We start from the raw sequence: 26798 nt of genomic DNA on the forward strand, positions 1-26798 counted from the left end.
TCAGAGACGCTCGATGATCGTGGCGTTGGCCATCCCGCCACCCTCGCACATCGTCTGCAGGCCGTAGCGGCCACCCGTGGCCTCCAGGTGGTGGAGCATCGTCGTGAGCAGGCGGGTTCCCGACGCGCCCAGCGGATGACCGAGGGCGATCGCGCCGCCGCGGGGGTTCAGGCGGGCCGGATCGACATCGAACTCCGCAGCCCAGGCCAGCGGAACAGAGGCGAAGGCCTCGTTGACCTCGAAGGCGTCGATATCGCCGATACCCAGACCGGATCGACGGAGGATCCGATGGGTCGCCGGGATCGGGCCGGTGAGCATGTAAAGCGGGTCGTCGCCGACGACGGCGAAGCTATGGAACCGCGCGCGCGGCCGCAGCCCGAGTGCCTTTGCGGCGCTCTCGCTCATGATGAGCACCGCAGACGCCCCGTCGGTGAGGGGTGAGGAGTTGCCCGGATGGATCGACCAGTCCAGGTCGGGGAAGCGCTGCGCCAGCTCATCGGTCCGGAAGGAGGGCTGCAGCCCCGCAAGGCCCTCCGCCGTGGTCGAGGACCGCACGGTCTCGTCGCGGTCGACGAGGCGCTCCCCACCCGGCCCGGGCACCGTGATCGGCAGGATTTCCTCCGCGAACGCCCCCGACGCCGCCGCCTCGGCGGCACGGCGATGCGATTCGGCGGCGAACCGGTCGAGTTCGTCGCGGCTCAGCCCCCACTTTTTCGCGATGAGCTCCGCGGCCACTCCCTGGTTCACGAGCCCGTCGGGAAAGCGCGCGGCCAGGCGGGAACCCGCGGGCGACCCTCCTCCTGCTGCGGCGCCGAGGGGGACGCGACTCATCGACTCGACCCCGGCTGCGATGACGACGTCGTATCCGCCGGCCATCACGCCCTGCGCGGCGAACGTCGCTGCCTGCTGGCTCGATCCGCACTGGCGGTCGATGGTGGTGGCGGGCACGGCGACATCGAAGCCAGCCGAAAGCACCGCGCCGCGCGCGATGTTCGTGCTCTGGTCGCCCACCTGGCTGACGCAGCCGACGAGCACGTCGTCGATCTGAGAAGAGTCCAGACCGCTCCGCTCGACCAGCGCCGCGAGAAGCTCGGCGAGGAGGTCCGCAGGGTGCACGCCTGATAGGGCTCCGCCTGGCTTCCCCTTGCCGGATGCCGTGCGGACAGCATCCACGATAACCGCGTTCTCCATGTCAGACTCCCTGCTCCTTCGCCGGCTCCGCCGTCGATTCTGCGCGCGCCGCCGCGCCCCTGTCCAGGAAGGCGCGGATACGCTCCTGCGCGTGAGGGGTGCCGGCGGCGTGGGCGATCGTCCGCTGTTCCTCCGCGAGCTGTGCGGAATACGTTGCCTCAGCCGCCGCGCGGATCAGCCTCTTGGTTTCTCCCAACGCCGGGCCGGCAGCACGGGCGAAGTCGCGCGCGCGCCCGTCGACCGTCGCGGCGAGCTGCTCTGGCGGGACCACCTCGGAAACGATCCCCCACCGCTGCGCCTCGTCCGCCGTCAGAGGGCGTCCGGTCGCGGCGAGCGCGAGGGCGCGGTGCATCCCCACGCTGCGGGCCAGCAGGGAGGAGACCCCGCTGTCAGGGGTCAGGCCCACGCCGGCATAGGCCGTGAGGAACCGCGCGCGCGGTGTCGCGATGAGATAGTCGGCGGTCAGGGCCAAACCGAGACCGCCGCCGGCGGCCGCACCGTCCACCGCCGCCACGACGAACAACCGGGATCGGGTCATCGCCTCGAGCGCCGCGTGCATGGCCCCGGCCAATCGGTCCAGGAACGCGGACGGATGGGACGCGCGCGCCATGGCGGCCACGTCGCCTCCGGAACAGAACACCGAACCGACGGCGTCCAGCACGATCACCGTGGCGGCGGACGCCTCCGCGGACGCGATCGCGTCCTGCAGGGCCAGGGCAGTGTCGAGGTCGACGGCGTTGCCCGCATCGGGCCGGTCGAGCGTGATGCGGAACAGCTGACCGTCAAGACGAGTGCGGATCGGCGCGACGGACGCGCTCATCGTCCGCTCGCGCTTCGTCGTCGGTCCTCCGCCCCTTGTCACTGCGGCTGCATCCGCAGTGCGCCGTCCATGCGGACTACCTCCGCATTGAGGTAGTCGTGCTCGATGAGCATGAGTACCAGTTGCGCGAATTCGTCGGGGCGGGCCAAGCGCTGCGGAAATGGGATGCCGGCAGCGAGCGATGCTCCCACCTCAGGACCAAGCGACGCAAGCATTGGAGTGTCGACGATGCCCGGGGCGATGGTGTTGACCCGGATGCCCACGCGGGCAAGGTCGCGCGCGGCGGGGACGGTCATGCCCACCACCGCCCCCTTGGAGGCGGAGTAGGCAATCTGCCCGATCTGGCCTTCGTATGCCGCCACCGAGGCCGTGTTGATGATGACGCCGCGCTGCCCGTGCTCATCCGCCTCGGCGCGGGCGATCACCTCCGCTCCCAGCCGCATCACGTTGAAGGTGCCAAGGGTGTTGACCTCGAGCGTGCGGCGGAACAGGTCGAGCTCGTGCGCCCCTTTCGACGACAGGATGCGGCGGGCCGGCGCGATGCCGGCGCAGTTGACCACGACGCGTAGGGGACGATCCACGCGCACCGTGCCCAGCGCGTCGGCGACGTCCTGCTCGCTCGTCACGTCGGCGGGGACCAGGCGGACCCCATCGCGGGCCGGCGCCTTCTCGATCTGCGCGGGGAGGTCCAGTCCCAGGACCTCGGCGCCGCGGGCAGCCAGCGCCGCCGCGGTGGCCGCTCCCAAGCCGGATGCGGCCCCGGTGACAACGGCGGTGATCTCGTCGACCTTCATGCGTGCTCCTTCCGATGGCCCGCGTGCGGGCCGGTTGCCGTAGCGCGTGGGTCAGACGGCGGTTGCCGTGGGCTGGACCAAGGCGGCGAGACGGTGCCGGATGATCTCCTCCGCCTCGCTCACGATGCCGTCGACGACATTCGCGACCGTGTCGATCTCGTGAATGAGTCCCTGCGTCTGACCGGCCCACCAGAGCCCGTCCTCCATGTCGCCCTGGCCCAGCACACGGTCGCGCCCGCGCGCCCCGGATGCCAGCGCCGCGACGTCGGCGAAGGTCGAGCCCGGTCGCTCCTCGATCTCCACGATCTGCCTGGAGATGGAATTGCGTGCCACGCGCGCAGAGTTGTGGAAGGTCCGGAAGACGATCATGGTGTCTCGCTCGCTGTTGGCGACGATCTGCTTCTTGACGTTCGCATGCACAGGCGCCTCGGTCGTGGCGACGAAACGCGTTCCCATGTTCACCGCGGACGCGCCCAGCGCCAGGGCTGCAGCCAGACCGGCGCCTGTCGCAATCCCGCCGCTGGCGACCACGGGGATGTCGAGGGCGCGCACCGCGGCGGGGATGAGGATCAGGCCAGGGACGTCGTCCTCACCGGGGTGCCCAGCACATTCGAAGCCGTCGATGCTCACGGCCGCCACGCCGTACTTGGCGGCGGAGACCGCATGGCGCACGCTGGTCGCCTTGTGGATCACCTTCACGCCCGCGGCATGGAAATCTGGCATGTGCGGCGCGGGGCTGGAGCCGGCCGTCTCTACGATGCGGATGCCGGAATCGATGATCGCGGCGCGGTACTCGTCGTAGGGCACGGGATTGATCGTGGGCAGGATCGTGAGATTAACGCCGAAAGGCTTGTCCGTCAGTTCGCGAGTGCGCGCGATCTCCGCGGCGAGGGCCTCGGGCGTCGGCTGGGTGAGCGCCGTGAGGAAACCGAGGGCACCGGCATTCGCCACGGCGGAGATGAGCTCCGCCGTTCCCAGGCCGGTCATGCCGCCGCACAGGACGGGATGCTCGACGCCGAAAGTGTCGGTGAACGCGGTTCGGATCATTCGCGGCTCTTTCGTTGGGACTCGATCGGGGACGACAGCAGTGTACTTATGTATGTAAAGATTGCATAGTATTTGATCATTCGCGACGAAGGGGTAGGAATGCCGGCTCGCCACCTCAGCCTCGATGACACTGCGGAGGCGCTGTTCGGCCTGACCGATGCGCTGGCGCGTCGTGAACTCATCCCCCGCGCCGCAGCGGCCGAACGCGACGGCACCTTCCCCAGGGACGTCTTCCTCGCACTTGGACGCTCCGGCCTGCTGAGCCTGCCGTACCCCGAGGAGTACGGGGGCGGCGCACAGCCCGCCGAAACGTATCTGCAGGTGTTCGAGCAGATCGGCGCCGCCTGGGCGAGCATCGGCGTGGGGGTGAGCGTGCACGCCCTCGCGTGCTTCCCGCTGACGTATTACGGCACCGATGAGCAGAAGCGGCGATGGCTGCCCGACATGCTCTCCGGTGAGCGCCTCGGCGCCTATTGCCTCAGCGAACCGCACGCGGGCTCCGACCCGGCAGCGATGCGCACCAAGGCGGTGCGCACCGGCGACAGCTACGTCATCACCGGCGCGAAAGCGTGGACCACCCACGGCGGCCACGCCGACTTCTACACCGTCATGGCCCGCACCTCCGACGACGGCGGGAAGGGAATCTCCTGCTTCCTCGTGCCCTCGGACACGCCTGGGCTGTCGGCGGCCTCACCTGAGCAGAAGATGGGGCTGACGGGTTCGACCACCGCGACGATGAACTTCGATGACGTACGCATCCCCGTCGGCAACCGCATCGGAGAAGAAGGTCAGGGCCTGGCGATCGCGTTCTCCGCGCTGGACTCCGGGCGGCTCGGTATCGCCGCAGTCGCGACCGGCCTGGCGCAGGCTGCGCTGGACCTGTCGGTGGAGTACGCCCGCACTCGCGAGACTTTCGGCAGGCCGATCATTGAACACGACGGACTCGGCTTCCTCTTGGCCGATATGGCCCTCGCCGTCTCGTCGGCGCGCGCGATGTATCTCGCCGCTGCACGCCTGAAGGACCGCGGGGAACCGTTCAGCCACGACGCATCGATCGCGAAACTATTGGCGACCGACAACGCGATGAAGGTCGCTGTCGACGCCGTCCAGGTGCTCGGCGGCGCCGGGTACACGCGGGACTTCCCTGCCGAGCGCTACATGCGCGAGGCGAAGGTCATGCAGATATTTGAGGGCACCAACCAGATTCAGCGCCTGGTCATCGCGCGGCATCTGCGGCGAGGGTAATACTCACTCGGCAGCGGCAATACTCACTCGGCAGCGCGAATACTCACTCGGCAGCAGCAATACTCACTCGGGGGCGGTGGCCGGTTGTGGAGCCTCGGCGCACCAGTTGCGGTTCCACGACGACACGCTGGTGCAGGTGCCCCGCGGGATCGGCGATCTCCTCGAGCAGCAGCGACATCGCCGCCAGTCCCAGCCGCTCCCCCTGCATCGCAACCGTCGTGAGCGAGACCGCAGCGACGGATGCCGTCGTGTTGTGGTCGCACCCCATCACCGCCATCTCCCGCGGCACGTCGATCCCCTGCCGGGTCATCTCGGTGATGAATCCGGCGGCGAGCGTGTCGGTCACGGCGACGACGCCGTTGGGCCGGGTGTCCGGACCGCGGGCCGCGATACGCGCGGCAGCGGCCACGCCGCTGGCCTCGGTGAGGTCGGCGGCGTGCAGTTCCTCGAACCGCACCCGCCCTTGCGTCTCGCGCACCGCGCGGCGCAGCCCTTCGCGCCGCAGGGCCACCGGCTGCAGCGACGGATCGGTGCCGCCGACGAACAGCAGCCGGTCACAGCCTTCTTCGATGAGATGCCGACCGGCGAGGAAGCCGACCTGCTCGTTGTCGACGACGACGCAGCAGTCGTCCCCGGGGCCCGGGTCGTAGTTGACCAGAACCACGGGGCATCCGCGCTTGCGCAGCTTCTGGATCTGCGCGGAGGAGTCGCGCATCGGCGCCAGCAGGAGTCCCGCCACCCGCGCCTCGTCGAAGAAATCCACGTTCGCCGCCTGCAGTTGGAAGTCGTCCTGACTGCCGGCCAGCAGCAGATTCAGGCCCCGCGCCCGCGCCGTCTGCTGCGCCCCGAGCGCCACATCCACGAACATCGAGTTGGCCAGATCGATCACGACCAGTCCGATGCTGCGGGAGCCGCCGGCGGCCAGCGAACTGGCGTTCGCGTCGCGCACGAACCCCAGCGCCTCGATCGACGCGCGCACCCGCTCCAGCGTCTTCGCACTCACCTTGTCGGGGTGATTGAGCACGTGCGACACCGTGCCCATCGACACCCCCGCGTGCCGCGCAACATCACGCAGTTTGGGGGGCGCATCCGACTCAGGTGACACGCGACTGTTCATCTCGATGTCACCGTAGCGCAGGCGGTCACCCCTTGATCGCGCCGGAGGTCATGCCGGCGACGATCTGCCGGTTGAAGAAGATGAACATGATCAGCGGCGGGATCGTGATCAGCAGGACGTCCATGAACAGGAGGTTCCACTGGTTCAGGCCCTGCGACTGGTAGTTGTACAGCGTCAGCTGCACGGTGGCGTTGTCCATCCCGGGCAGGAAGTACAGCGCATACGTGAAGTCGTTGAAGACGGTGACCGCCTGCACCACGATGACCGTCACGATCACCGAACGCAGCAGCGGGAAGATCACCTGGAAGAACAGGCGGATGGGCCCTGCGCCGTCGATGAGGGCAGCCTCGTCCAGTTCACGCGGGATCGAGCCGACGAACGCCTTGAACAGCATGATGCAGAACGACAGACCGAATGCCACGTGCACCGCGATGAGGCCGGTGAGCGACCCGTACAGACCGGTGCCCTGCAGCACCCAGATGGTCGGCACGACCGCCGGCGGGATGATGAGCCCGGCCAGCACGAGGAAATTGATCAGGCCGTTCCAGCGCGACTTGCGCCGCTGCAGCACGTAGCCGACCATCGCGGAGAGGACCACCATGATCACCACGGCGACGATCGTGAGGATCGTGCTGTTGATGAACGCGCGGATCAGGATGAAGTCGTTGGTCTCCACGACCGTCGTGAGGTTCTCGAAGAACGCCCACTGAGTGGGCCAGGAGAACTGCAGCAAGGATGCCTCTTGCTGCGTCTTGCTGGCGGTCAGGATGATGAACGCGAACGGCACCAGGAAGACCACGGCGGCCAGCGCGATCGAGACACTGCCGAGGACGACGCCCTTCTTCTTCACGCGGGTCTTCTCGCCCGACGTCTCGCGGGTCTTCACGCGGGGCTTCTCAGTGGTCGTCACGATTCGCTGCCTTTGCGGTTGAGCCAGTACGAGAGCGGCAGGATGATGGCCGCCACGACGAGGAAGAGCACGACGTTGCCGGCGGTGGACAGCCCGAAGAAGCCGGCCTGGTACTGCTTGTAGATGACGGAGGCGATCACGTCGCTGGTGAAGCCGGGCCCGCCGCCGGTCATCGACCAGATGAGGTCGAAGGAGCGGAGCCCTCCGATGAGGGACAGGATGACCACGGTCACCGTCGCGGGGCGCGCCAGCGGCAGGATGATGAACCGGAAGTTGTGCCACGCCGATGCGCCGTCGACCTTGGCCGCTTCGAAGTACTCCTGCGGGATGGCGACGATGCCGGCGATGTAGATGAGGGTGGCAAGACCCACGCCCTTCCACACGTCCACGAACGCGACCGTGTACAGCGCGAGGTTCGGGTCGGTGAGCCAACCGGGGCCGGCGATGCCGACCATTCCCAGCAGCTGGTTGACCATGCCGTCGAACGGGTCCAGCAGCACGGTGAAGGTGACGCCGATGCCGACGGTGCTCACCAGCACGGGGAAGAAGACCACCGAGCGCAGGAACCCGCGGGCGATGATCTGCGAGGTCAGCAGGATCGCCAGCATCAGGCCGAGCACGACCTTGGCCGCCGAGGTGAGGAAGGCGTAGATGAAGGTGTTGGTGAACCCTCGCACGAGGGCGGGTTCACGGAAGAACTGCACGAAGTTGTCGAGTCCGATGAACTCGACGTCGAACAGGGTCCAGCGCGTCAGCGAGAAGTAGAAGGATGCCGCGGTGGGGATGATGAACAGGACGAGGAAGAACACCCCTGCCGGAATGTGGAACCACAGCGGATACGGACTTGTGCCGCGCCGGCGCTGCGAGCGCTGCGGGCGCTCGGTCTTGAGGTCTCGGCGTTTGGGGGCGAGTGTCGCGGTTGTCATCTGTTCTCCTCCGACGTGACGGGGCCGACTCTCGCCGACCCCGTCACGCGTTCGCGGATTGTTACCAGTCCAGGCCGAGCTGCTGCGCCTGCTTGACCACGTCCTGGTCGTAGAGCGCGGCGCCGTCATCGGCGGAGCGGATGCCCGAACCCACCTCGACGGTGATCTGCTCGAGCGAGGGGCCCTTGATCGCGGAGAGGAACTCCAGCGCCAGGCTGGTGCGTCCCTCGTCGAAGTACGCCTGCATGTCGTGCACGAGCGCCGGAGCGTTATCGGGCAGTTCGCAGCCGGCGACGACGAACGGGCCGCCGAGCGTGGTGGAATCCGCCTGGATGGCGCAGCTCTCGGGCGTGGCCAGCCACGTCAGGAACTCCTTGGTCGCCTCGAGCTGCTCGCCCTCGGTGGTCTTGGGGACGTAGACGCCGTTGGGCATCCACACCGTCAGACCGTTGCTGGCGGAGTCGGCACCGGGGATCGGGAATACACCGATCGACGCGTCGGCGTCGGGGTAGTTCGCCCCGAGCGCTTCGGCGACGTTTCCGGTGAGCATCGGGTAGTGCGCGGCTTCGCCCTCGGCGAGCATCCGCACGGCGTCGTCATACGTCGCCGATGCGAAGTCCTCGTTGAGCACGCCCGCGTCGTGGATGTCCTGCAGGTGCTGGAAGCCCGCGACGGCGGGTTCGTCGACGAACTTCGCCTCACCTGCGGTGTACTCGTCGGCCCAGTCGGGGTTGTCTGCGGTCACGTTGAAGAAGTCACCCAGGACGGGAACCTGTGAGGTCCACGCGTCGCCGAAGCTCTGCACGACACCCACGAGCCCGGCGTCCGTGACGGCCTCGGCGTTGGCCATGAACTCATCCCACGTGGTCGGGACCTCAAGGCCCAGCTCCGCGTAGATGTCCTTGTTGTAGACCATCGCGCCGGCGAACGAAGCGCCGACGGGAACACCGTAGAGGCCCTCCTCGGTCGACACTGCCTGCACGAAGTTGTCGTCGAGGTCGGCTGCCCATTCCTCGTCGCTCAGCGAGACCAGCTGCTTGTCCGGTCCCAGCGCCATCAGCAGCGAGCCGGAGTTGTACCAGAACATGTCGTTCATGTCGCCGGTGGACAGGCGGGTCTTGATCAGGTTGTCGCCTTCACCGCCGGCCGGGTGCGTCTCGACCTCGATCGTAACGTCGGGGTTGACCTCTGCGTAACCGGCAACGAGGCCGTCCCACAGAGCGATGGACGAAGGGTTGCTGTCGATGTAGATGGACAGTTCACCGCCGTCCGCGGCGTCTCCACCACCCGAGCATCCGGCCAGCGCCAGCGCGCCGACCACCCCAACGGCTCCCAGCGCCAGACGACGCGGCTGAGCATTTCCCACGGTTTACCTCCCTGTAGACCCTCGTCGCCGTCCTCGGCTGACGATATTTTGAAGCGATTCACTTCCCTGCGAATGTAAGTCGCGGTAGGGCCGGTGTCAAGCGTCTGGCGCCGGTTCGGCGCGTTTCGACCCGTATTGGCGGCAAACAACCGGACAAAACGGATGCCGTGCGTCACCATCGGACCTTGACGCCGGTTCAACCGCCGCCGTATGGTCAACGAAGCCGTATATGAAGCGATTCATTCGTGAGTCCGATCCGCCGAGAGGAAGACGATGACCGTCTTGCCCCCCACCCACCAGTCGACGACGCAGACGCGGATCCGCCACCTGGGTTCCCAGTTCGACCAGCGCCTGCAGGCCCTCCCGCCCGAGGCCATCCGCCTGCGCTGGAGCGCCGAGTCCGACCTGCCCGGTGCCGCCCAGTCCGGCTACCAGGTGCGGATGCGCCGTGACGGCGGCGAATGGATCACCTCCGAGCCGGTCGCCTGCACGGCCGCGATCGACATCCCCGACGACGCACCGCCGCTGGCCCCGCGCGAGGTGCGCGAGTACGGCGTGCGCCTGGCCACCGCCGAGGGCTGGACGCCGTGGAGCGACACGCTCAGCGTGGAAGGCGCGCTGACCGCAGCGGAGCTGACCGCCCAGGTGATCGACATCGACAGCGAGACGGAAGGGCCGGTGCCGGTGTTCCGGCGGGAGTTCTCGCTGACCGCCGCGCCGCAGCGCGCGCGCCTGTACATCTCCGCCCTCGGGGTCTACGAGGTGCGCATCAACGGGCAGCGCGCGACCGACGGCATCCTGAACCCGGGGTGGACCTCCTACCAGGAGCGCATTCTGCTGGACACCCTCGATGTGGCCCCGTTCCTGCGCGCCGGCGACAACGCGATCGAGATCACCGTCGCCGACGGCTGGTACCGCGGCCGCATGGGCTTCGCCGAGCGCCGGGAGATCTACGGCGACCGGATCGGCCCCATCGCGCAGCTGGAGACGACGGATGCCGACGGCAACCTCACCACCCTGGTGACCGACCCGACCTGGCGCGGCGGCTATGGCGCGGTGCGCTCGGCGAGCATCTATGACGGCACCGTCACCGACCTCGACGGCGCGGTGGACGCCTCGGTCCCCGGTTTCGCCGACGAGCAGTGGCAGCCGGCGCGGGTCGTGCCGGTCGATCGAGAACTGTTCATCCCCCGCCCGGTCATCCCGGTGCGGGAGGTGCAGGCGCTGCCGATGTCGATCCGCGCCCGCGACGGTGCGATCGCGCTGGATGGGCAGCAGAACATCTCCGGCTGGGTGCGCCTGGAAGTGGAAGGCGCCCGCGGGGCCACCGTGACGGTGCGCCATGCCGAAGTGCTCGAGCCCGACGGCGCCCTGCACACTGCGGCGCTGCGCACCGCGAAGGCCACCGACACCTACACGCTCGACCGCGACGGTCGCCACCTGCTGGAGCCGATGTTCACGTTCCACGGCTTCCGCTACGCCGAGGTCACCGGCGACGTACAGGTGCTGTCGGCTACCGCCGTCGCCATCTCCAGCGACCTGCTCCCCCGCTCGCAGTTCGACAGTTCCCACACCGCGTTGAACCGCTTCCACGACAACGTGCTGTGGTCGCAGCGGGACAACTTCGTCTCCCTCCCCACCGACTGCCCGCAGCGCGATGAGCGCCTGGGCTGGACCGGCGACGCGCAGGCGTTCGCCGCGACGGCGAACACGCTGTTCGACAGCGAGTCCTTCTGGGCGTCCTGGCTGCGCGACCTCGAGGTCGAGCAGGACGACGACGGCGCCGTGGCATCCATCGTCCCCAACATCATCCGCCCCCAGGATCTGATGATGGGCGGTGGGCCGGTCGAGTCGATGGGCCGTGCCGGCTGGGCGGATGCCGCCACCATCGTGCCGATGGCCAGCTACACCGCCTTCGGCACCACCGATGCCCTGCGCGCCCAGCTGGGCAGCATGCGGCGGTGGGTGGACCACCTCCGCCGCCGGGCGGGCGCCGACGTGCTCCTCCCCGACGAGCCGTTCCAGTACGGCGACTGGCTCGACCCGGACGCTCCCGGCGACCGGCCCTGGCAGGCCAAGACGCCGCCGCTGTTCGTGGCGAACTGCTTCTATGTCCATTCCGCCGCACTGCTCGCCCGCGCCGAGACGATCCTCGGCGAGGAGGGTGCCGCGGAGCACCGTGAGTTGGCGGACCGCGTGTCCGAGGCGGTATGGCAGACGTGGCGGGATGAGGCGATGCGCACCCAGACGGGAGCTGCGATGTGCCTGGAGTTCGGCATCGTTCCCGATGCCGAACGTGCTGCTCTTGCCGATGCCCTCGCCGAGAACGTGCGCACCGAGAAGGGGAGGATCGCCACCGGCTTCCTCGGGACGCCGCTCGTGCTGGACGCCCTCACCCGCAACGGCCACCTCACCGAGGCCTACCGGATGCTGCTGCGTCGCGAGGCGCCGTCCTGGCTGTACCAGGTGGACCGGGGAGCCACGACGGTCTGGGAGCGCTGGGATGCGATCAAGCCCGATGGCTCGATCCACAGCGGCGCGATGGATTCCAAGGAGGGGGACAGCATGATCTCCTTCAACCACTACGCCTACGGCGCCGTCATCGACTGGGTGTACCGCACCGTCGGCGGCCTCGCCCCGATCGAGCCGGGCTACCGTGCCGTGCGCATCGCCCCGCGCCCCGCGGAGAGCCTGCGTCACGCCCGGGCACGCGTGGAGACCCACTACGGCCCGGTCGAGATCGACTGGACCCTGGGCGAGGACGACACCTTCACGGCGGACCTCACGGTGCCCTTCGGTGTCCGCGCCGACCTGGATCTGCCCGCCACCGCCGCCTCGACGGTGACGGTCGACGGCGCCCCGGCGCCGGCGTCACTCACCCACGGCCGCTACCGGCTGGTCGTCACCGCCGCGGCGGTCGTGCCGAGCGACGCGGCGAGGTCGTGACGGCTGCACACCGCATCGAAGCGCCGCCGGTGTGGGAGCGGGAGGAGCTGATCCTCCGCTCCCGCGCCAGCGGGGCCGACACCCTGCCGGATCGGCTGCCCACGGCATCCGGTCGGGCGTGGTTCTACCCGCGCGGCCAGTACGAGGCGGGCGCGCTGCTGCGCGTGATCGGCGAGGGGCGGCGCGCCATCCGGCACGTCGACTACGCCGAGAACGTCGGCGGCACCTCCCCCTCCGGGATGTTCCGAGCGACGGTTCCCGCCGCGGGTGCGCAGGTCGCGGCCGGGTTCGCGGCGGCGTTCACCGTGCTCACCACAGGGGACGCGATCGTCCGCGCGGACGGCGTGACGATCCCCCTCCCGCGCGGCCCCGTCCTCTCGGTCCCGCGGCTGGCGGCGGGGACCGTGCTGGAGATCGTCGTGCTGACTCCCGACGAAGCAGTGCCGCCGGCGGCGGCGCTGCCCGCGGCCGGCTGGCACTGGGAGACGTCGCTCGACGGCGTCGCCTGGGAGAGCGTCGCTCCCCGCGACGGTGACGAGGTCCCCCCGCACGAACGCGGCGAACCGACGGTGCAGATCGCGCTGACTGCGGCATCCGATTCGTCGTACGCTCTTCCTGCCCCGGTGCTCGGCCGGGTGCAGATCGTCGCGGCGCAGCGCCCGGTGCTCACGACGGGCGAGTCCGAGGCCGAAGCCGCCGCCGGAGCGGATGCCGCGGAGAGCCGGTGCGACCTCACCGAGACCGCCCCGGGGGTCTACCTCACCGACCACGCGATCGGGTTCCGCTACGCCTCGATCACCGGCGTCGTCCCCGAGTCCGTCATGGTGCACGCCAGCATCCGTCCGGCGCCGCGGCGCGGGGCCTTCCTCACCGACGATGAGACGCTGAACACGATCTGGGCCACGAGCGCCTACACGCTGCGGTTGTGCATGCAGACGGTGCTGCTGGACGGCATCAAACGCGACCGGATGCCGTGGATGGGCGACCACGCCCTCGGCGTGCTGACCAACGCCGCCGCGTTCGCCGACCCCGAGATCATCCGCACCACGCTGCGCGGGCTCGGCCGGCCGCGCGACGGGTTTGTCAACGGCATCTCGGACTACTCGCTGTGGTGGGTGATCTCGCACGGGCTGTACCAGCGGTATTTCGGTGATACGGAGTTCGCGCGCACCGAGGCGGAGCACCTTCACGCGTTCCTGACGGAGCTGGCGACGTTCGCCGATGCCGATGGGCTGTTCCGGCCCCGTCGCGTCGCGGGGTCGTTCCCGCACGCCGGGCCCGGCGCGGTGTTCCTGGACTGGGGGGTGCAGTTCCGCGCCGACGGCGTGCCGACCGCGATCCAGATCCTCTGGTTCTGGGCGCTGAGCTCGGCCGGATCGGTGCTCGCGGTGGCGGAACACCCGGAGGCTGCCCGCTGGACGGCGGCGGCTGCGGCCGTGCGCGCGCAGCTGGTCGCGCGGGCGTGGCATCCGCAGTCCGGGCTGTGGAGCGAGTATCTCGACGATCCGGAGTGCTCCAGCGCTTACCCGAACTTCCTCGCGGTGCTCGCGGGGCTGAAACTGACCCCCGGCGCGGACGCGGTGCAGCTTGTGTCCCGCTCGTCGGCGGGGACGCCGTTCATGCGCGCGTTCGCGCTGATGGCGCTGGGGCGCACGGGCGAACGGGTCGCCGCGGTCGCGGAGGTGCGGCGGCTGTGGTCAGGGATGCTGGATGCCGGCGCGACGACGTTCTGGGAGGACTTTGGCGGCGACGGGTCCGACCTGGAGATGTACGGGCGGCCGTTCGGCAAGAGCCTGTGTCACGCCTGGTCGGCGGGGCCGGCGGCGCTGCTGCCCGAGCTCGTGCTCGGCATCCGTCCGGTGACCGACGGGTGGCGCCGGTTCACCGTCGATCCGCGTCTGGGTGCCCTGCAGTGGGCCGCGGCGGTGACCCCGACACCGTTCGGCGACGTGGTCGTGGACGCGCGTCCCGACCGGCTGCAGGTCGAGGTCCCTGCCGGGACGACGCTCGTGCACGGCGCCGCCGAATACCCCGGCCCCGCCCGAGTGAGTATTCGGGCCCGCGAGTGAGTATTCGTCGCCTCGAGTGAGTATTCGTCGCGGCGAGTGAGTATTCGAGCCCTCGAGTGAGTACTCGTGCGAATACTCACTCGGCAGCACGAATACTCACTCGGCGGCCTACCCTGGGGGCATGAGCCAGGAACGTGAGCCACAGAACGACGCGCCGCTGGGCGGCGACGAGGGAACCGAAGAGCAGCTCGAGGCCGACAACCCGGCTGAGGAGCAAACGCTGAAGACCCTCGACCCCGACAGCCCGCCGGCCTGACGCGACAAGACCCAGCCGGAACAGGTCCGGCCGGGTCTTGTACTGCGGCGACCTTTAGAAGTCGGAGTCGCCGATGTCGTCCGCGGTGAACACGAACGGGTCGCCCAGCAGCACCGTGCCGTCGGCGCCAACCTCGAACGAGCCGAGCTTGCCGACTTCGAACGTATCGCCCTCTTCGCCGGTGATCTCCTCCGTGATGAGCGCCTGCGCCGCCCACGCGGCGAGGTAGCCGAGGTCGGCCGGGTTCAACGACGAGTTCGATGTCGGGGTGGTTCGCGCGCCCGCCGGAGCTGATCGTGCGGGCCTCGACCGCTGCGCACTGGCCCGCGCCCGCCGGCATCCGTCTGCCCACCTCTCGGACACAGGAGAACTCCCGGAAACAGGACGATTCCGGCCAAAACGTCCTGTCCCGGTGATTCTTCCTGTATGCGTGAGACGCCGCGAGTACTCACTCGACGCCACGAATACTCACTCGACGCCGCGAATACTCACTCGGCAGCGTGAATACTCACTCGGCGGCTAGGCCTCGCGGGTGATCGTCACCTTCACGTGCAGGTCGCTCTTGAACGTGCCGGCGTACACGCCGCGCAGCGGCGGGACGTCGTTGTAGTCGCGGCCTCGCCCGACGAGCACGTGTCGCTCGCCGATCTCGGTGTTGTTCGTGGGGTCGAACCCGTGCCAATCGCCCGCGAACCACTCCACCCAGGCATGCGACTCGCCGACGACGGCGACCCCCACCTCGGCTTCGGGATCCGGATGCAGGTAGCCCGAGACATAGCGGGCAGGGATGCCGACCTCGCGCAGTGCCCCCAGCGTGATGTGGGCCATGTCCTGACAGACACCGCTGCGCTGCTCCCACGCCTCGGCGGCGGTGGACTGCACGCCGGTGGACCCGTACATGTACTCGACGGTGTCGCCGATCGCCACCGCGATCGCCAGCGCCGCCTGACCGGGGTTGTCGTGCTGCGCCGCGATCATGCGGGCGAGTTCGGCGACCTCGGGGTGCGCGGCGGTGCGCGGCGACTGTGCAAGCATCTCGACGGTCGAGATCGAGCGCTGGGCCTCGCCACGGAGATCTTCCCACGAGATCTCGGGGTGCTCCAGCGGCCGGGGCCGCACCTCCACAAGCGACCGGGCGGTGATGCCCAGCGCGGTGTGCCCGGACAGCACATCGAAGGATGCCACGCGGGTGCCGAAGTAGTCGACGTACTGGTTCACGCTGGAGGAGGGCTCGATGTCGAGCGATGAGCTCAGCACGAACTGGTTCTCGGTCGAAACCGGAAGCATGCGCGCTTCGTTATACGACGCCGACACGTCACCCGGGTACGTGAAGCCGGTGGCATGTTCGATCCGCAGGCGCATCATGTGATCTCTCCCACCCAGCTGGGCTCGGCCTGCGTCGGGAAGAACCGGTGGCGGATCGCCTCGGATGCCTCCCGCGTGACCGTCTGCACTCGTTCCATATGCTCGGGCAGTTCGCCCAGGATGTCACCGATCGGGCTGTACTCCAGGTCGTTGCGGATGCGCCCCAGTGCGCGGGCCACCGCGTTGGAGTGCCCCACGCGATCGGCACGGGGGTCGATCGCGCTCATGCATTCCTCGGCGCGCTGGATCGAGTAGATGATCGACCGCGGGAACAGGCGGTCCAGCAGCAGGAACTCGGCGGCGTTGCGCGAGCTGGGCATGCCGCGGTAGGTGCGCAGGTACGCCTCGTAGGCGCCGCACGAACGAAGGATGGTCGTCCAGGACGGTCCGGATGCCTCCGTCAGCGACCGCGTGGCGAGCATGCGTGCCGTCATGTCGGTGCGTTCGATGCTGCGGCCGAGGGTGAAGAACTGCCACGCCTCGTCACGGCTGGTCGAGGAGTCGACGATGCCGACCGCCAGCGCCGAGCGCTCCCTGACCCACTGGAAGAACTCGTGCACCTTCTCGGACTGCAACCGGCGCGGCATCCGCGAGTTGGTCGTGTTGAGCGTCTCCCACAGTTCGGTGGAGACGATCTCCCGCGCGCGACGGGCGTTCTCACGAGCCGCCTGCAGCGAGTAGGCGATGCTCGAGGAGTTGGTGCGATCCACGGCGAGACGGGCGAGCACATCCTGACGTTCGACGCGCTCGAGGTGCTCGGGCGCCGTGGAGCCCATGACGCTCAGCAGCGACCGGCAGGCGGTGTCCTCGTCGATCCAGGGGTCCTCCAGCAGCAGCTGCAGGTGCACGTCGAGGATGCGGGCGGTGCCGTCGGCGCGCTCGATGTACCGCCCGATCCAGAAAAGACTCTCGGCAATGCGACTCAGCATTCGTGGCACGTCCCCCCGTGTCCGGTCCCTGAGTAGCGCCCGCAGGGCGCGTATCGAAGGGCAGCTATCCGTGAGGCCATCACGACGCCTCCCCCGCATCGCGACCCTGTTGCTGCTGCTCCTGCTGCTCGGTATGCGAGAGCGGACGGTCCTGCGGGGAGTGAGCGGGTTCCGGCTGACCGTCGTAGACGATCGGGATCGCCTCGGTGACGGCCGCCTGATCGGCGACGAGCCCGGACAGACCTTGGCCCTGGCCGTACTCGACCCGGCCCGGGGCGGAGCCGCCCACGATCCAGGTGTCCTTCGAGCCGCCGCCCTGACTGGAGTTGACCACCAGCTGCCCCTCGGGAAGCGCGACCCGCGTGAGACCGCCGGGCAGCACCCACACCTCGTCGCCGTTGTTGACGGCGAAGGGGCGGAGGTCCGCGTGACGCGGGCGCATGCCGTCCTCGACGAGCGTCGGGATCGTCGAGAGCATGACCACCGGCTGCGCGATCCAGCCCCGCGGGTCGGCACGCAGTTGCGTCTTCAGCTTGGCGAGTTCGGCCGGCGAGGCATCCGGTCCGATGACCAGTCCCTTGCCGCCGGAGCCGTCGACGGGCTTGATGACGAGCTCGTCCAGTCGGTCGAGCACTTCCTCGAGCGCGCCCGGGTCCTCGAGGCGCCAGGTGTCGACGTTCTTGAGGATGGGCTCCTCGGCGAGGTAGTACCGGATGAGGTCGGGCACGTAGGTGTACAGCAGCTTGTCGTCGGCGACGCCATTGCCCACGGCGTTGGCGATGGTGACGTTGCCCAGCCGCGCGGCGAGCATGAGCCCGGGGGCGCCGAGCATCGAGTCGGCGCGGAACTGCAGCGGGTCGAGGTAGTCGTCGTCGACACGGCGGTAGATGACGTCGACGCGCTGCGGGCCGCGGGTGGTGCGCATGAACACCTTGCCGCCGACGCACAGCAGGTCGCGGCCCTCGACGAGCTCGACGCCCATGAGGCGGGCCAGCAGCGTGTGCTCGAAGTAGGCGGAGTTGTACACGCCGGGGGTCAGCACGACGACGTTGGGGTCCTCGACTCCGGGCGGCGCCGATGCGCGCAGCGCCGCGAGCAGCTTGTTGGGGTAGTCGCCGACCGGCCGCACCCGCATCGACACGAACAGTTCGGGCAGCGTCTGGGCCATGACGCGGCGGTTGGAGATGACGTAGCTGACGCCGGAGGGCACCCGCACATTGTCCTCGAGCACGCGCATCTCGCCGTGCTCGTCGCGGATGAGGTCGATGCCCGAGACGTGGATGCGCACGCCGTTGGCGGCGTGGATGCCGGCGGCCTGCCGGTAGAAGTACTGCGACGAGGCGATGAGTCCGGCCGGCAGCACGCCGTCGCGCACGCAGTGCTGGTGCCCGTAGGTGTCGTCGAGGAACGCCTCCAGCGCCAGCACCCGCTGCTTCACGCCCGCTTCGATGCGGGACCACTCGTCGTACTCGATGATGCGGGGGACCGCGTCCAGCGGGAAGGGCCGCTCCTCACCGGCGAAGTCGAACGTCACGCCCTGCGCGAGGTACGAGCTCGCAAGCGAATCGGTGCGCCCGCGCAGCTCTTCCTGGGTCATCTGGGCCAGCGCCTGGTACAGCTCGCGGTACGCCCGACGCGACGGCACCGGGGCGCCCGGGCGGTCGGCGTGACCGAACATCTCGTCGTACGCCGGTACGCCGGAGGGCGTCTTGCGCGGCGCCAGTATGGAGCCGTAACCGTCGAACAGATCACCCATGCTTTCACCCTATCCGCGGGCGCATTGCCGCCGTGTTTCGGCCGAAGGTCTTGACAGCGCGGGGGTGCAGTGGTGTCGCGCCGTGGCCGCGCGCACGCGGCATCCACCCGTCGCCGGTGCCGCCCTCTCCGACACAGGAGTGTCCAGGAGACGGATGCCGCGGGTCAGCCGAGCGCGACCTTCAACTGTTCCACGGCCCAGTCCAGCTCGGTGGCCCGGATCACCAGCGGCGGCGCGATGCGCAGGGTCTGGCCGTGGGTGTCCTTCACGAGCACCCCGCGCGCCAGCAGCCGCTCGGCCACCTCGCGGCCGGTGCCGCGCGCGGGGTCGATGTCGATGCCTGCCCACAGCCCCGCCGTGCGCACGGCGGTGACGCCGTGGCCGATGAGTTCCCGCAGCTTCTCGTCGAGGTGCTCACCGAGCATCTGCGCGCGGGTCTGCAGCTTGCCCGTTGCAAGCAGCTCCACGACGCGCTGCCCGATCGCGGCGGCGAGCGGATTGCCGCCGAAGGTCGAGCCATGCTCGCCGGGGCGGATGACACCCAGCACGTCGGCGTCGGCGACGACCGCCGACACCGGCAGGATGCCGCCGCCGAGCGCCTTGCCCAGCAGATACACGTCGGGCACGACGCCTTCGCGGTCGCAGGCGAACGTCGTGCCGACCCGGCCCAGGCCCGACTGGATCTCGTCCGCGATGAACAGGACGTTCCGGCGGGTGCAGATCTCCCGCACCGCGGCGAGGTACCCCTCCGGCGGGACGATGACGCCCGCCTCGCCCTGGATCGGCTCGACGAGCACGGCCGCGGTGTTGTCGTCGATCGCGGCCTCGATCGCCGCGGCGTCGCCGAACGGCACCGAGATGAACCCGGGCGCATAGGGCCCGAAGTCGTCGTGGGCGCTGGGGTCGTCGCTGAAGCCGATGATCGTGGTGGTGCGGCCGTGGAAGTTGCCGTTGGCGACGACGATCGTCGCGGCATCCGCCGGCACCCCCTTCACCCGATACGCCCAGGCGCGGGCGACCTTGATGCCGGTCTCGACCGCCTCGGCGCCGGTGTTCATCGGCAGCACCAGATCCTTGCCGCACAGCTGCGCCAGCGCCGCGGCGAACGAGCCGAGCCGGTCGTTGTGGAACGCGCGGCTGGTGAGGGTGATGCGCCCCAGCTGCGCGGTCGCGGCGGCGACGAGCTGCGGATGCCGGTGCCCGAAGTTCATCGCGGAGTACGCCGACAGCAGGTCGAGGTAGCGCTTCCCCTCGACGTCGGTGACCCACACCCCCTCGCCACTGGCGACCACCACCGGCAGCGGATGGTAGTTGTGCGCGACGTGCTGCTCCTCGGCGGCGATCAGGCTCAGCGCGGCGGGATCGATGTTCTGCGGGACGGCGGACATGTCAGCCTCTCAATTCGAGGGTGCAGCACTTGATGCCGCCGCCGCCGAGCAGCAGCTCGGACAGGTCGACGGGGACGGGGATGTAACCGCGGTCGCGCAACTGGTCAATGAACCCGACCGCGCGCGGGGAGACGATCACGTTGCGGCCGTCGCTGGCGGTGTTGAGCCCGAAGACGGCGCCGTCCTCGTCGGAGACGGCGATGGCGTCCGGGAACCGCTCGGCCAGCACGGCGCGGGAGTGTTCGTCGAACGCGGTGGGCAGGTACGCGATGTTGGCGCGGTCGACGCCGCTGTGCCCCTGGACCGGGTCCAGCACGGCGATCGCGGTGTCGAGGTGGTAGAACCGCGGGTCGATCAGCCGCAGGCTCACCACCTCCCGCCCGAACACGTCCGCCACCTCGCGGTGGCTGTCGCCGACGGAGCGGAAGCCGGTGCCGGCGAGGATCGTGTCGCCCACGAGCAGGAAGTCACCCTCGCCCTCCTGCACTTCGACGGGTTCGATCACCTCGAATCCGTGCGCGGCGAACCAGTCCATGAACGGCCGCTCCTCGCCGCGGCGTTCCGGCACGCGGAAGCGCACGCCCAGCGCACGGCCGTCGATGATGAACCCGCCGTTGGCGGTGTAGACCATGTCCGGGAGCCCCGGGACCGGGTCGATCAGCTCGACCTCGTGCCCCAGCCGCAGGTAGGTGTCGTGCAGCTCCTGCCACTGGCGCAGCGCCTTGGCGGTGTCGGTTGGCCGGGCCGGCTCCATCCAGGGATTGATCCGGTAGCTCACCGTGAAATGCTCCGGACGGCACATCAGGTACCGGCGGTGCTGCGCGATGCGTTCCGCAGCCTCGGGCCCGGGCTGCTGGGTCTGCGGGAGGGTCGGGTGCGTGGACATTGTGCTCCTTTTCGCAAAGGTGGCGGACGCTGTCCTCTTGGCCCGGTGGCCCTTCGACCGCAGTGCTCTTGTGCTGCGGGAAAGGGGCGATCCGGACACGCCGGGACCATTGTGACATGGCGGGTCCGGCTGCGTCTGGATGCCGCGTCAATCGCCGCGGACGACGACCTTTCCGATCGTGTGACCGGAGGCGATGTGCGCCAGTGCCGCGTTCGCCTCCGCCAGTGGCCACACCCGTTCGATGTGCGGCGTGAGCTCCCCGGCGCCGGCCAGGCGCGCCAGTTCCGCGGTGATCTCGGGCTTCGTCGCCACCGTGAGGGGTCGCACCCGCCGCGACCCGACGAGCGACATCGGCAGCGCGCGCAGCACCATCGCGATCGGGCCGATGATTCGTCCGGTGCCGCCGCCGATGAGCACGACGCTCCCGCCGGGGATGAGCAGCCGGCGCAGTGCCCGCAGTGAGTTGTCGCCGGCGGTGACCAGCACGGCATCGAAGGATGCCGCGGCGAGCGTGGCCGGGTCGGTGCGGCGGTGGTCCAGCACGGTCGTGGCCCCCATCTCCCGGACGACCGACAGCGAGCGCTCCCCGGCGATGGCGGTGACGTCGGCGCCGCGGCGGGCCGCCAGCTGCACCGCGAAGTGACCGACCCCTCCCCCGGCGCCCACCACCAGCACGCGGGCGCCGCGAGCCCTGTCGCCGGTGATGCCTGCGCGCGCCAGCGCCTGCCACGCCGTGCCACCGGCCAGCGGCAGCGCGGCAGCGACGACGGGGTCCAGCCCGTCGGGCCGGCGGACGAGGCGCGCCGCCGCCACCACGACGAAGGCGGCGAGCCCGCCGCCGGTGCCCTCGCCGAGTACGGCGTCGCCCACCCGCAGCGTCGTGACGTCGCGGCCGACGGCGACGACGATGCCGGCGATGTCGCGCCCCTGCACCGTGGTGCGGGGGCGGCGCAGCCCGAACGCGAGGCGCAGCGCGAGGGGGTTGCCCTGCATGATGCGAGCGTCGGCGGAGTTGAGCGCCGTCGCCTGCACGCGCACGAGCACGTCGCCCGGACCCGGCGACGGCACCGGCACCTGCTCGGGGGCGACGACCTCGGCGCCGCCGTAGCGGTGCTGCGTCCAGGCGGTCATGGTGGTGGGGACTGCGGCATCCGCGTTCATGATGCCTCCTCTTCGGGGTACTGGAACACGTCGTCGAGACTGCGGCCGAAGACGTGCGCGATCTGGAATGCCAGCTCGAGCGTGGGCGAATACTTGCCCTGTTCGATGGCGATGAGCGTCTGGCGCGTGACGCCGACGCGGCGGGCGAGCTCGGCCTGGGTCAGCCCTGCCGCCTCGCGCAGCGTGCGGATGTCGTTGGTGACCTTGGTGGGCTTGACCATCAGGCCAGACCCCGTCGGTAGGCGATGACCTGGGCGATGCCGCCGATGAAAGCCGACAGCGCGAACCCGAAGAACATGGTGTTCGCGATCCAGAACCAGGACGCCTCGAGGGCGCACAGCGTGATCACGCCGAGACCGGCGATGACCATGAAGGCCTGGCCGACACGGGAGCCGAGGCGGGCGATGTCGCGGTCGCGTAGATCCGATGCGCCCACCCCGTCGGGGTCACGCACGCCAGCGACCATGCCCCACACGATGCTCACGACGATCGAGCCGACGATGCTGCCGACGATCGTCCAGAGCATGACGGGCCACCACTGCACCTCGGCGAGGGGGCCGCCTGCGGCGGCCTGCAGGATCACGATGACGTACACCGTCACCGCCACGACCGTGGCGATGAGCTGCGACCACGTGTTGCGCTCTTGATAGACCATGGGACCCCCTCGAAGGTGTCAAGAATCTTTGACACCTCGAGTATCGACCCGGATGGCATCCGTGTCAAGAATCTTTTACATCGAGTCGGCGCTAGATCACGTCGTCGAACGTCGGGTCCGGGTTGCCGAACCGGTGCGCGGTGATCGTGATCGACTGCTCCCGCAGGAACGGCAGCAGTTCGAGCCGGCCGGCGGTGGTCACCTCGTTGTCGTAGATCGCCAGGTCCGGGTCGCCGCCCAGGGCCTCGGCCAGTGCGCGGCGCAGCGCCGCGACGGACTCCCGCGGTCCCACCAGCCGGGCGCGGGAGGGGCGCCGGGCGGTGAGGTCCAGTCCGAGGTCGGCGGATGCCACGCCGTCGCCGGTGCCCACGATGCGTTCGAGCCATTGCTGGTCGGTCTCCACGTGCACCGACGCCCGCAGGTCACCCAGCGCCCGGCGCACCGCGGCGGGAAGACCCACCGGCGCGCTGAGGGTGAACGGGGATCCGGCGCGGATCGCGGCGACCACGACGCGCAGCACCGCCTGCCAGGTGGCATCCGATGTCGCCCGGATCGTGACGGCCGGCACCGGGCGATAGCGGAAGAGATTGCGCTCCACGCCCAGCTGCGACACGTCGCGGACACGGCCGAATTCGCGATCCCAGACGATCGCGTCCGACAGGGCGCCGCGGCGCAGCCAGTCGAAGCCCTCGTAGTCGAGGGTGGGCTGGGCCGCCTCGATGAGCGACGTGATGCGGGAGTCCAGTCCCCGCAGGTGCAGCGTCGAGGAGGATGCCCCGCCGGCGGACGCACGCCACGAGCCGAGGCCGATGAGGTAGTTCGGTCCGCCCGCTTTTGCGCCGGCGCCCACCGACGACCGCTTCCAGCCGCCGAACGGCTGCCGCTGCACGATCGCGCCCGTCGTCCCGCGGTTGACGTAGAGATTTCCCGCCTGCACGCGGTCCAGCCACAACGCGAGGTCGTCGGGGTGCTGTGTGTACAGCCCTGCCGTCAGCCCGTAGGCGACGGCGTTCTGCATCTCGATTGCCTGCGCCAGGGAGTGCGCGTGCATGATGCCGAGCACCGGCCCGAAGAATTCCTCGAGGTGCGTACGCGACCCGGGCTGCACCCCCACGCGGATGCCGGGGGTCCACAGCCGTCCCTCGTACTCCGGGTCCACGCCCTCCAGGAGGCGCGGTTCGACAAGCCACTGCTCCCCCTCTTCAAGGGTGCGCAGCGCCCAGTCGAGCTTGCCGGTGGGTGCCGCGATGAGCGGCCCCATCTCGGCCAGCGGGTCGGTGGGCGGGCCCACGCGCAGCGACCGGGTGGCATCCACCAGCTGCCGGGCGAACCGCTTGGATCGCCCCACCGGCCCCACCAGGATCGCCAGCGACGCCGCCGAGCACTTCTGGCCGGCGTGCCCGAAGGCGCTGCGGACAAGGTCGGATGCCGCCAGGTCGAGGTCGGCGGTGGGCGTGATGATCATCGCGTTCTTACCGCTGGTCTCCGCCAACAGCGGCAACCCGGGACGCCACGATTCAAAGAGGGCGGCGGTGTCCCAGGAGCCGGTGAGGATCACCCGATCCACCGCCGGGTGCGAGATGAGCCGCTGCCCCAGGTCGTCTTCATCGACGTCGACCAGGGCCAGCACGTCGCGGGGAACGCCGGCCTCCCACAGCGCCTCGGCGATGACGGCGGCGCAGCGGCGGGCCTGCGGCGCGGGTTTGAGCACGACGCCGGACCCTGCGGCGAGCGCGGCGAGCACCCCGCCGGTGGGGATCGCGATAGGGAAGTTCCAGGGCGGTGCGACGACGGTGAGCCGGGACGGCTCGAACACCGCGCCGCTGACGCGGTCGAGTTCGCGCGCGGTCGCGGCGTAGTAGTTGGCGAAGTCGACCGCTTCACTCACCTCGATGTCGGCCTCGGCGAGCACCTTTCCGGTCTCCGACGCGGCGACTTCGATCAGCTCCGCCCGGTGCGCCTCGAGGGCGCGGCCGGCGGCGATCAGCACGACGGCGCGCTCGGCCGCGGCGAGGCCGCCCCACGTGCCGGCGCCCTGGGTCACCGTCGCGATGACGCGTTCGAGGGCGCCGACATCGGTCACCCGCGCGGCGTCGATGGTGGCATCCCCCGCGGCGCTGACCTCGACCCGTTCGAGCACGGCACCGGCCCAGGCGCGGTTGCCCGGGACGGCGGGGTCGGTGTCGGCGGCGTTGCGGAAGCCGGGAGCACCCAGCGCACGGCGCGTCTCGCGCGGTGCGAACACCGCGGTCTCGACGAATTCCTGGCCACCGAACAGCATGGCGTCGGCCGATGGTTCCAGCGGCACGGTGTCGCTCGGATCCGTCCCGGCCGACCGTGCGATGCCGAGCACCGCCTGGGTCAATCCGGCTTCGTCATCGGATGCCGCAGCGTCGCGCACGATGCTTTGGGCACGCCGCACCGGGTCGGCTCTGCGATCCTGCGTGCGGTTCGGGCCCAGGGCGAGCCCGGGTTCGGCGCTGCGGTCAAGCGACGAGAGGAACCGGTCGCGCTCCCGGTCGAACAGCGCCGGATCGGCGGCGAGGTCCAGGGCCGCGGAGAGGAAGTTCTCGCTCGAGGCGTTCTCCTCCAGCCGGCGCACCAGGTAGCTGATGGCGACGTCGAACTCATCGGGGCGCACGACCGGCACGTACAGCAGCACCGGACCGACTTCGCGGGAGACGGCGTGCACCTGCGCCTGCGCCATGCCCAGCAGCATCTCCACGTCGATGTCGTCCTGCACACCGCGCTGGCCGGCCAGCAGCCATGCGTAGGCGATGTCGAACAGATTGTGACCGGCGACGCCGATCCGCACGGCGGCGGTGCGGTCGGCCTGCAGCGCCCAGTCGAGGCACCGGAGGTAATTGGCATCCGTGTCGAGCTTGCTGTCGTAGGTCGCCAGCGGCCAGTCGTGCATCGCGGCCTCCACTCGCTCCATCGCGAGGTTGGCGCCCTTGACCAGCCGGATCTTGATGCGCGCGCCACCTGCGGCCAGCCGCATGCGCGCCCACGCCGACAGCTCCTGCAGGGCCGGCAGGGCGTCGGGCAGATACGTCTGCAGCACGATGCCCGCTTCCAGCTGCTGCAGCCGCGGGTCCTCGAGGATCCGGGTGAACACCGCGATCGTGAGGTCCAGGTCGCGGTACTCCTCCATGTCGAGGTTGATGAACGTCGGACCGCCCGGCGTCGCGGGGTCCGCCGCGGTCAGGTACAGCGGCAGCAGCCGCTCGACGACCGCTTCCACCGTCTGGTCGAACGCCCACATCGAGATGCGCGGCATGATCGCGGAGACCTTGACCGAGACGTAGTCGACGTCCTCCCGACGGATGAGGTCGTGGATGCCGTCGGCGCGGCGCACGGCCTCGGCCTCACCCAGCACGGCCTCACCCAGCAGGTTGAGGTTCAGCCGCGCGCCGCTCTCCCGGATGCGCGTGATGGCCGGCCCGAGCTTGCCCGGTCGGGCGTCGACGATGAGGTGCCCGACCATCTCGCGCAGCACCCGGCGTGCGATCGGCACCACCGGCGTCGGCAGCACCGGCGCCACCGCACCACCCACGTGCACCGCGCCGCGCAGGTACCAGGGCAGGAAGTCGGGCACGAGCGGCGCGATGCGGGTGAGGTGGGATGCCGCCGCCGACAGGCTCTCCGGCCGCATCACCCCGTCGACGAAGCCGATCGTGAACGGCAGTCCGCGGGGGTCTTTGAGCACCCCGGCCAGCCGCTTGGCCGCAGGGTCGGTCTCGACGCTGGCGGACTCGGTGACCCACCGCTGGGCGAGGTCGATCGCGCGGTCGGCGAGGTCCGCGGACATGGGCGACTGCGGTGCCTCGTCGTAGGTCTGCGGCATGCGCCCAGCCTACGTCCGGCCCGCTGCCGCACCGAGGAGGGACGCGGCCGCGGCGGCACCGGCCGCACCGCGTCGGAATTCAGGCTGTGCGCGCGGTTCCAGCCCGGATTCGCCGGTTCCCGGC

Annotated in this window: 22 protein-coding genes; 4 read left to right on the forward strand and 18 right to left on the reverse strand. The window is 69.8% G+C overall.

Going from position 1 to position 26798, the window contains the following annotated elements; translation table 11 throughout:
* From QNO11_RS14505 to QNO11_RS14520, 4 genes are read right to left on the reverse strand one after another with little or no spacing between them, the layout of a single operon-like run.
* Entirely contained in the window at positions 1-1191 is a 1191-nt protein-coding gene (locus QNO11_RS14505) for a thiolase family protein (protein ID WP_257507561.1), read from the reverse strand.
* Position 1192: 1 nt separating this feature from the next.
* Positions 1193-2011, reverse strand: a complete 819-nt coding sequence (locus QNO11_RS14510; protein WP_257507560.1) for an enoyl-CoA hydratase/isomerase family protein — start codon at positions 2009-2011, stop codon at positions 1193-1195.
* A gap of 38 nt (positions 2012-2049) precedes the next feature.
* Positions 2050-2805, reverse strand: coding sequence for an SDR family NAD(P)-dependent oxidoreductase (locus tag QNO11_RS14515; RefSeq protein ID WP_257507559.1), 756 nt, complete (start codon positions 2803-2805; stop codon positions 2050-2052).
* 51 nt (positions 2806-2856) lie between these two features.
* Entirely contained in the window at positions 2857-3852 is a 996-nt protein-coding gene (locus tag QNO11_RS14520) for an NAD(P)H-dependent flavin oxidoreductase (protein WP_257507558.1), read from the reverse strand.
* 99 nt (positions 3853-3951) lie between these two features.
* On the opposite strand from QNO11_RS14520, the gene QNO11_RS14525 reads away from it, so the two are divergent.
* Positions 3952-5097 carry an acyl-CoA dehydrogenase family protein gene (locus QNO11_RS14525; RefSeq protein ID WP_257507557.1) on the forward strand — a complete coding sequence of 382 codons (1146 nt, stop codon included), beginning with the start codon at positions 3952-3954 and terminating at the stop codon, positions 5095-5097.
* Between the two features lie 43 nt (positions 5098-5140).
* On the opposite strand, the gene QNO11_RS14530 is transcribed toward QNO11_RS14525, so the two are convergent.
* The 4 genes from QNO11_RS14530 to QNO11_RS14545 all read right to left on the reverse strand — a co-directional run bounded on the left by QNO11_RS14530 (position 5141) and on the right by QNO11_RS14545 (position 9416).
* A complete protein-coding gene (locus QNO11_RS14530) occupies positions 5141-6214 on the reverse strand; it encodes a LacI family DNA-binding transcriptional regulator (RefSeq protein ID WP_257507556.1) in 1074 nt (357 codons plus the stop codon).
* A gap of 25 nt (positions 6215-6239) precedes the next feature.
* Positions 6240-7064, reverse strand: a complete 825-nt coding sequence (locus QNO11_RS14535; protein ID WP_257507731.1) for a carbohydrate ABC transporter permease — start codon at positions 7062-7064, stop codon at positions 6240-6242.
* Positions 7065-7120: 56 nt separating this feature from the next.
* Positions 7121-8050, reverse strand: a complete 930-nt coding sequence (locus QNO11_RS14540; RefSeq protein ID WP_257507555.1) for a carbohydrate ABC transporter permease — start codon at positions 8048-8050, stop codon at positions 7121-7123.
* Positions 8051-8111: 61 nt separating this feature from the next.
* Positions 8112-9416 carry an ABC transporter substrate-binding protein gene (locus QNO11_RS14545; RefSeq protein ID WP_257507554.1) on the reverse strand — a complete coding sequence of 435 codons (1305 nt, stop codon included), beginning with the start codon at positions 9414-9416 and terminating at the stop codon, positions 8112-8114.
* Positions 9417-9689: 273 nt separating this feature from the next.
* Here QNO11_RS14545 and QNO11_RS14550 point away from each other — a divergent pair, with 273 nt between their 5' ends.
* The 3 genes from QNO11_RS14550 to QNO11_RS14560 all read left to right on the forward strand — a co-directional run bounded on the left by QNO11_RS14550 (position 9690) and on the right by QNO11_RS14560 (position 14687).
* Positions 9690-12362, forward strand: a complete 2673-nt coding sequence (locus QNO11_RS14550; protein WP_257507553.1) for a family 78 glycoside hydrolase catalytic domain — start codon at positions 9690-9692, stop codon at positions 12360-12362.
* Positions 12359-14431, forward strand: a complete 2073-nt coding sequence (locus tag QNO11_RS14555) for an alpha-L-rhamnosidase-related protein (protein ID WP_257507552.1) — start codon at positions 12359-12361, stop codon at positions 14429-14431. Before QNO11_RS14550 ends, QNO11_RS14555 begins: the two co-directional genes overlap by 4 nt.
* Before the next feature lie 121 nt (positions 14432-14552).
* On the forward strand, positions 14553-14687 hold the full coding sequence (locus tag QNO11_RS14560) for a hypothetical protein (RefSeq protein WP_257507551.1): 135 nt from the start codon (positions 14553-14555) through the stop codon (positions 14685-14687).
* 54 nt (positions 14688-14741) lie between these two features.
* Here QNO11_RS14560 and QNO11_RS14565 read toward each other — a convergent pair whose 3' ends face one another.
* The 10 genes from QNO11_RS14565 to QNO11_RS14610 form a co-directional block, all read right to left on the reverse strand.
* On the reverse strand, positions 14742-14936 hold the full coding sequence (locus QNO11_RS14565) for a hypothetical protein (RefSeq protein ID WP_306817076.1): 195 nt from the start codon (positions 14934-14936) through the stop codon (positions 14742-14744).
* A gap of 270 nt (positions 14937-15206) precedes the next feature.
* A complete protein-coding gene (locus tag QNO11_RS14570) occupies positions 15207-16052 on the reverse strand; it encodes a transglutaminase family protein (RefSeq protein ID WP_257507550.1) in 846 nt (281 codons plus the stop codon).
* Positions 16049-16981 carry an alpha-E domain-containing protein gene (locus QNO11_RS14575; RefSeq protein WP_257507549.1) on the reverse strand — a complete coding sequence of 311 codons (933 nt, stop codon included), beginning with the start codon at positions 16979-16981 and terminating at the stop codon, positions 16049-16051. The genes QNO11_RS14570 and QNO11_RS14575 overlap by 4 nt, the downstream gene beginning before the upstream one ends.
* Positions 16982-17060: 79 nt before the next feature.
* Positions 17061-18737, reverse strand: a complete 1677-nt coding sequence (locus tag QNO11_RS14580) for a circularly permuted type 2 ATP-grasp protein (RefSeq protein ID WP_257507548.1) — start codon at positions 18735-18737, stop codon at positions 17061-17063.
* Between the two features lie 164 nt (positions 18738-18901).
* Entirely contained in the window at positions 18902-20125 is a 1224-nt protein-coding gene (gene rocD, locus QNO11_RS14585) for an ornithine--oxo-acid transaminase (RefSeq protein ID WP_257507547.1), read from the reverse strand.
* Position 20126: 1 nt separating this feature from the next.
* A complete protein-coding gene (gene ddaH / locus QNO11_RS14590; protein WP_257507546.1) occupies positions 20127-21011 on the reverse strand; it encodes a dimethylargininase in 885 nt (294 codons plus the stop codon).
* 147 nt (positions 21012-21158) lie between these two features.
* Positions 21159-22172: an NAD(P)-dependent alcohol dehydrogenase gene (locus tag QNO11_RS14595; protein ID WP_257507545.1), complete on the reverse strand. Its 1014-nt coding sequence runs from the start codon at positions 22170-22172 to the stop codon at positions 21159-21161.
* The gene (locus tag QNO11_RS14600) at positions 22169-22393 is read right to left on the reverse strand and encodes a helix-turn-helix transcriptional regulator (protein ID WP_257507544.1); all 225 of its coding nucleotides are present in this window, start codon (positions 22391-22393) and stop codon (positions 22169-22171) included. The genes QNO11_RS14595 and QNO11_RS14600 overlap by 4 nt, the downstream gene beginning before the upstream one ends.
* On the reverse strand, positions 22393-22827 hold the full coding sequence (locus tag QNO11_RS14605) for a hypothetical protein (RefSeq protein ID WP_257507543.1): 435 nt from the start codon (positions 22825-22827) through the stop codon (positions 22393-22395). The genes QNO11_RS14600 and QNO11_RS14605 overlap by 1 nt, the downstream gene beginning before the upstream one ends.
* Before the next feature lie 91 nt (positions 22828-22918).
* Positions 22919-26674, reverse strand: a complete 3756-nt coding sequence (locus QNO11_RS14610) for a proline dehydrogenase family protein (protein WP_257507542.1) — start codon at positions 26672-26674, stop codon at positions 22919-22921.
* Positions 26675-26798: the final 124 nt, after the last annotated feature.

Source organism: Microbacterium sp. zg-B96 (assembly GCF_030246865.1).
GTDB lineage: Bacteria > Actinomycetota > Actinomycetes > Actinomycetales > Microbacteriaceae > Microbacterium.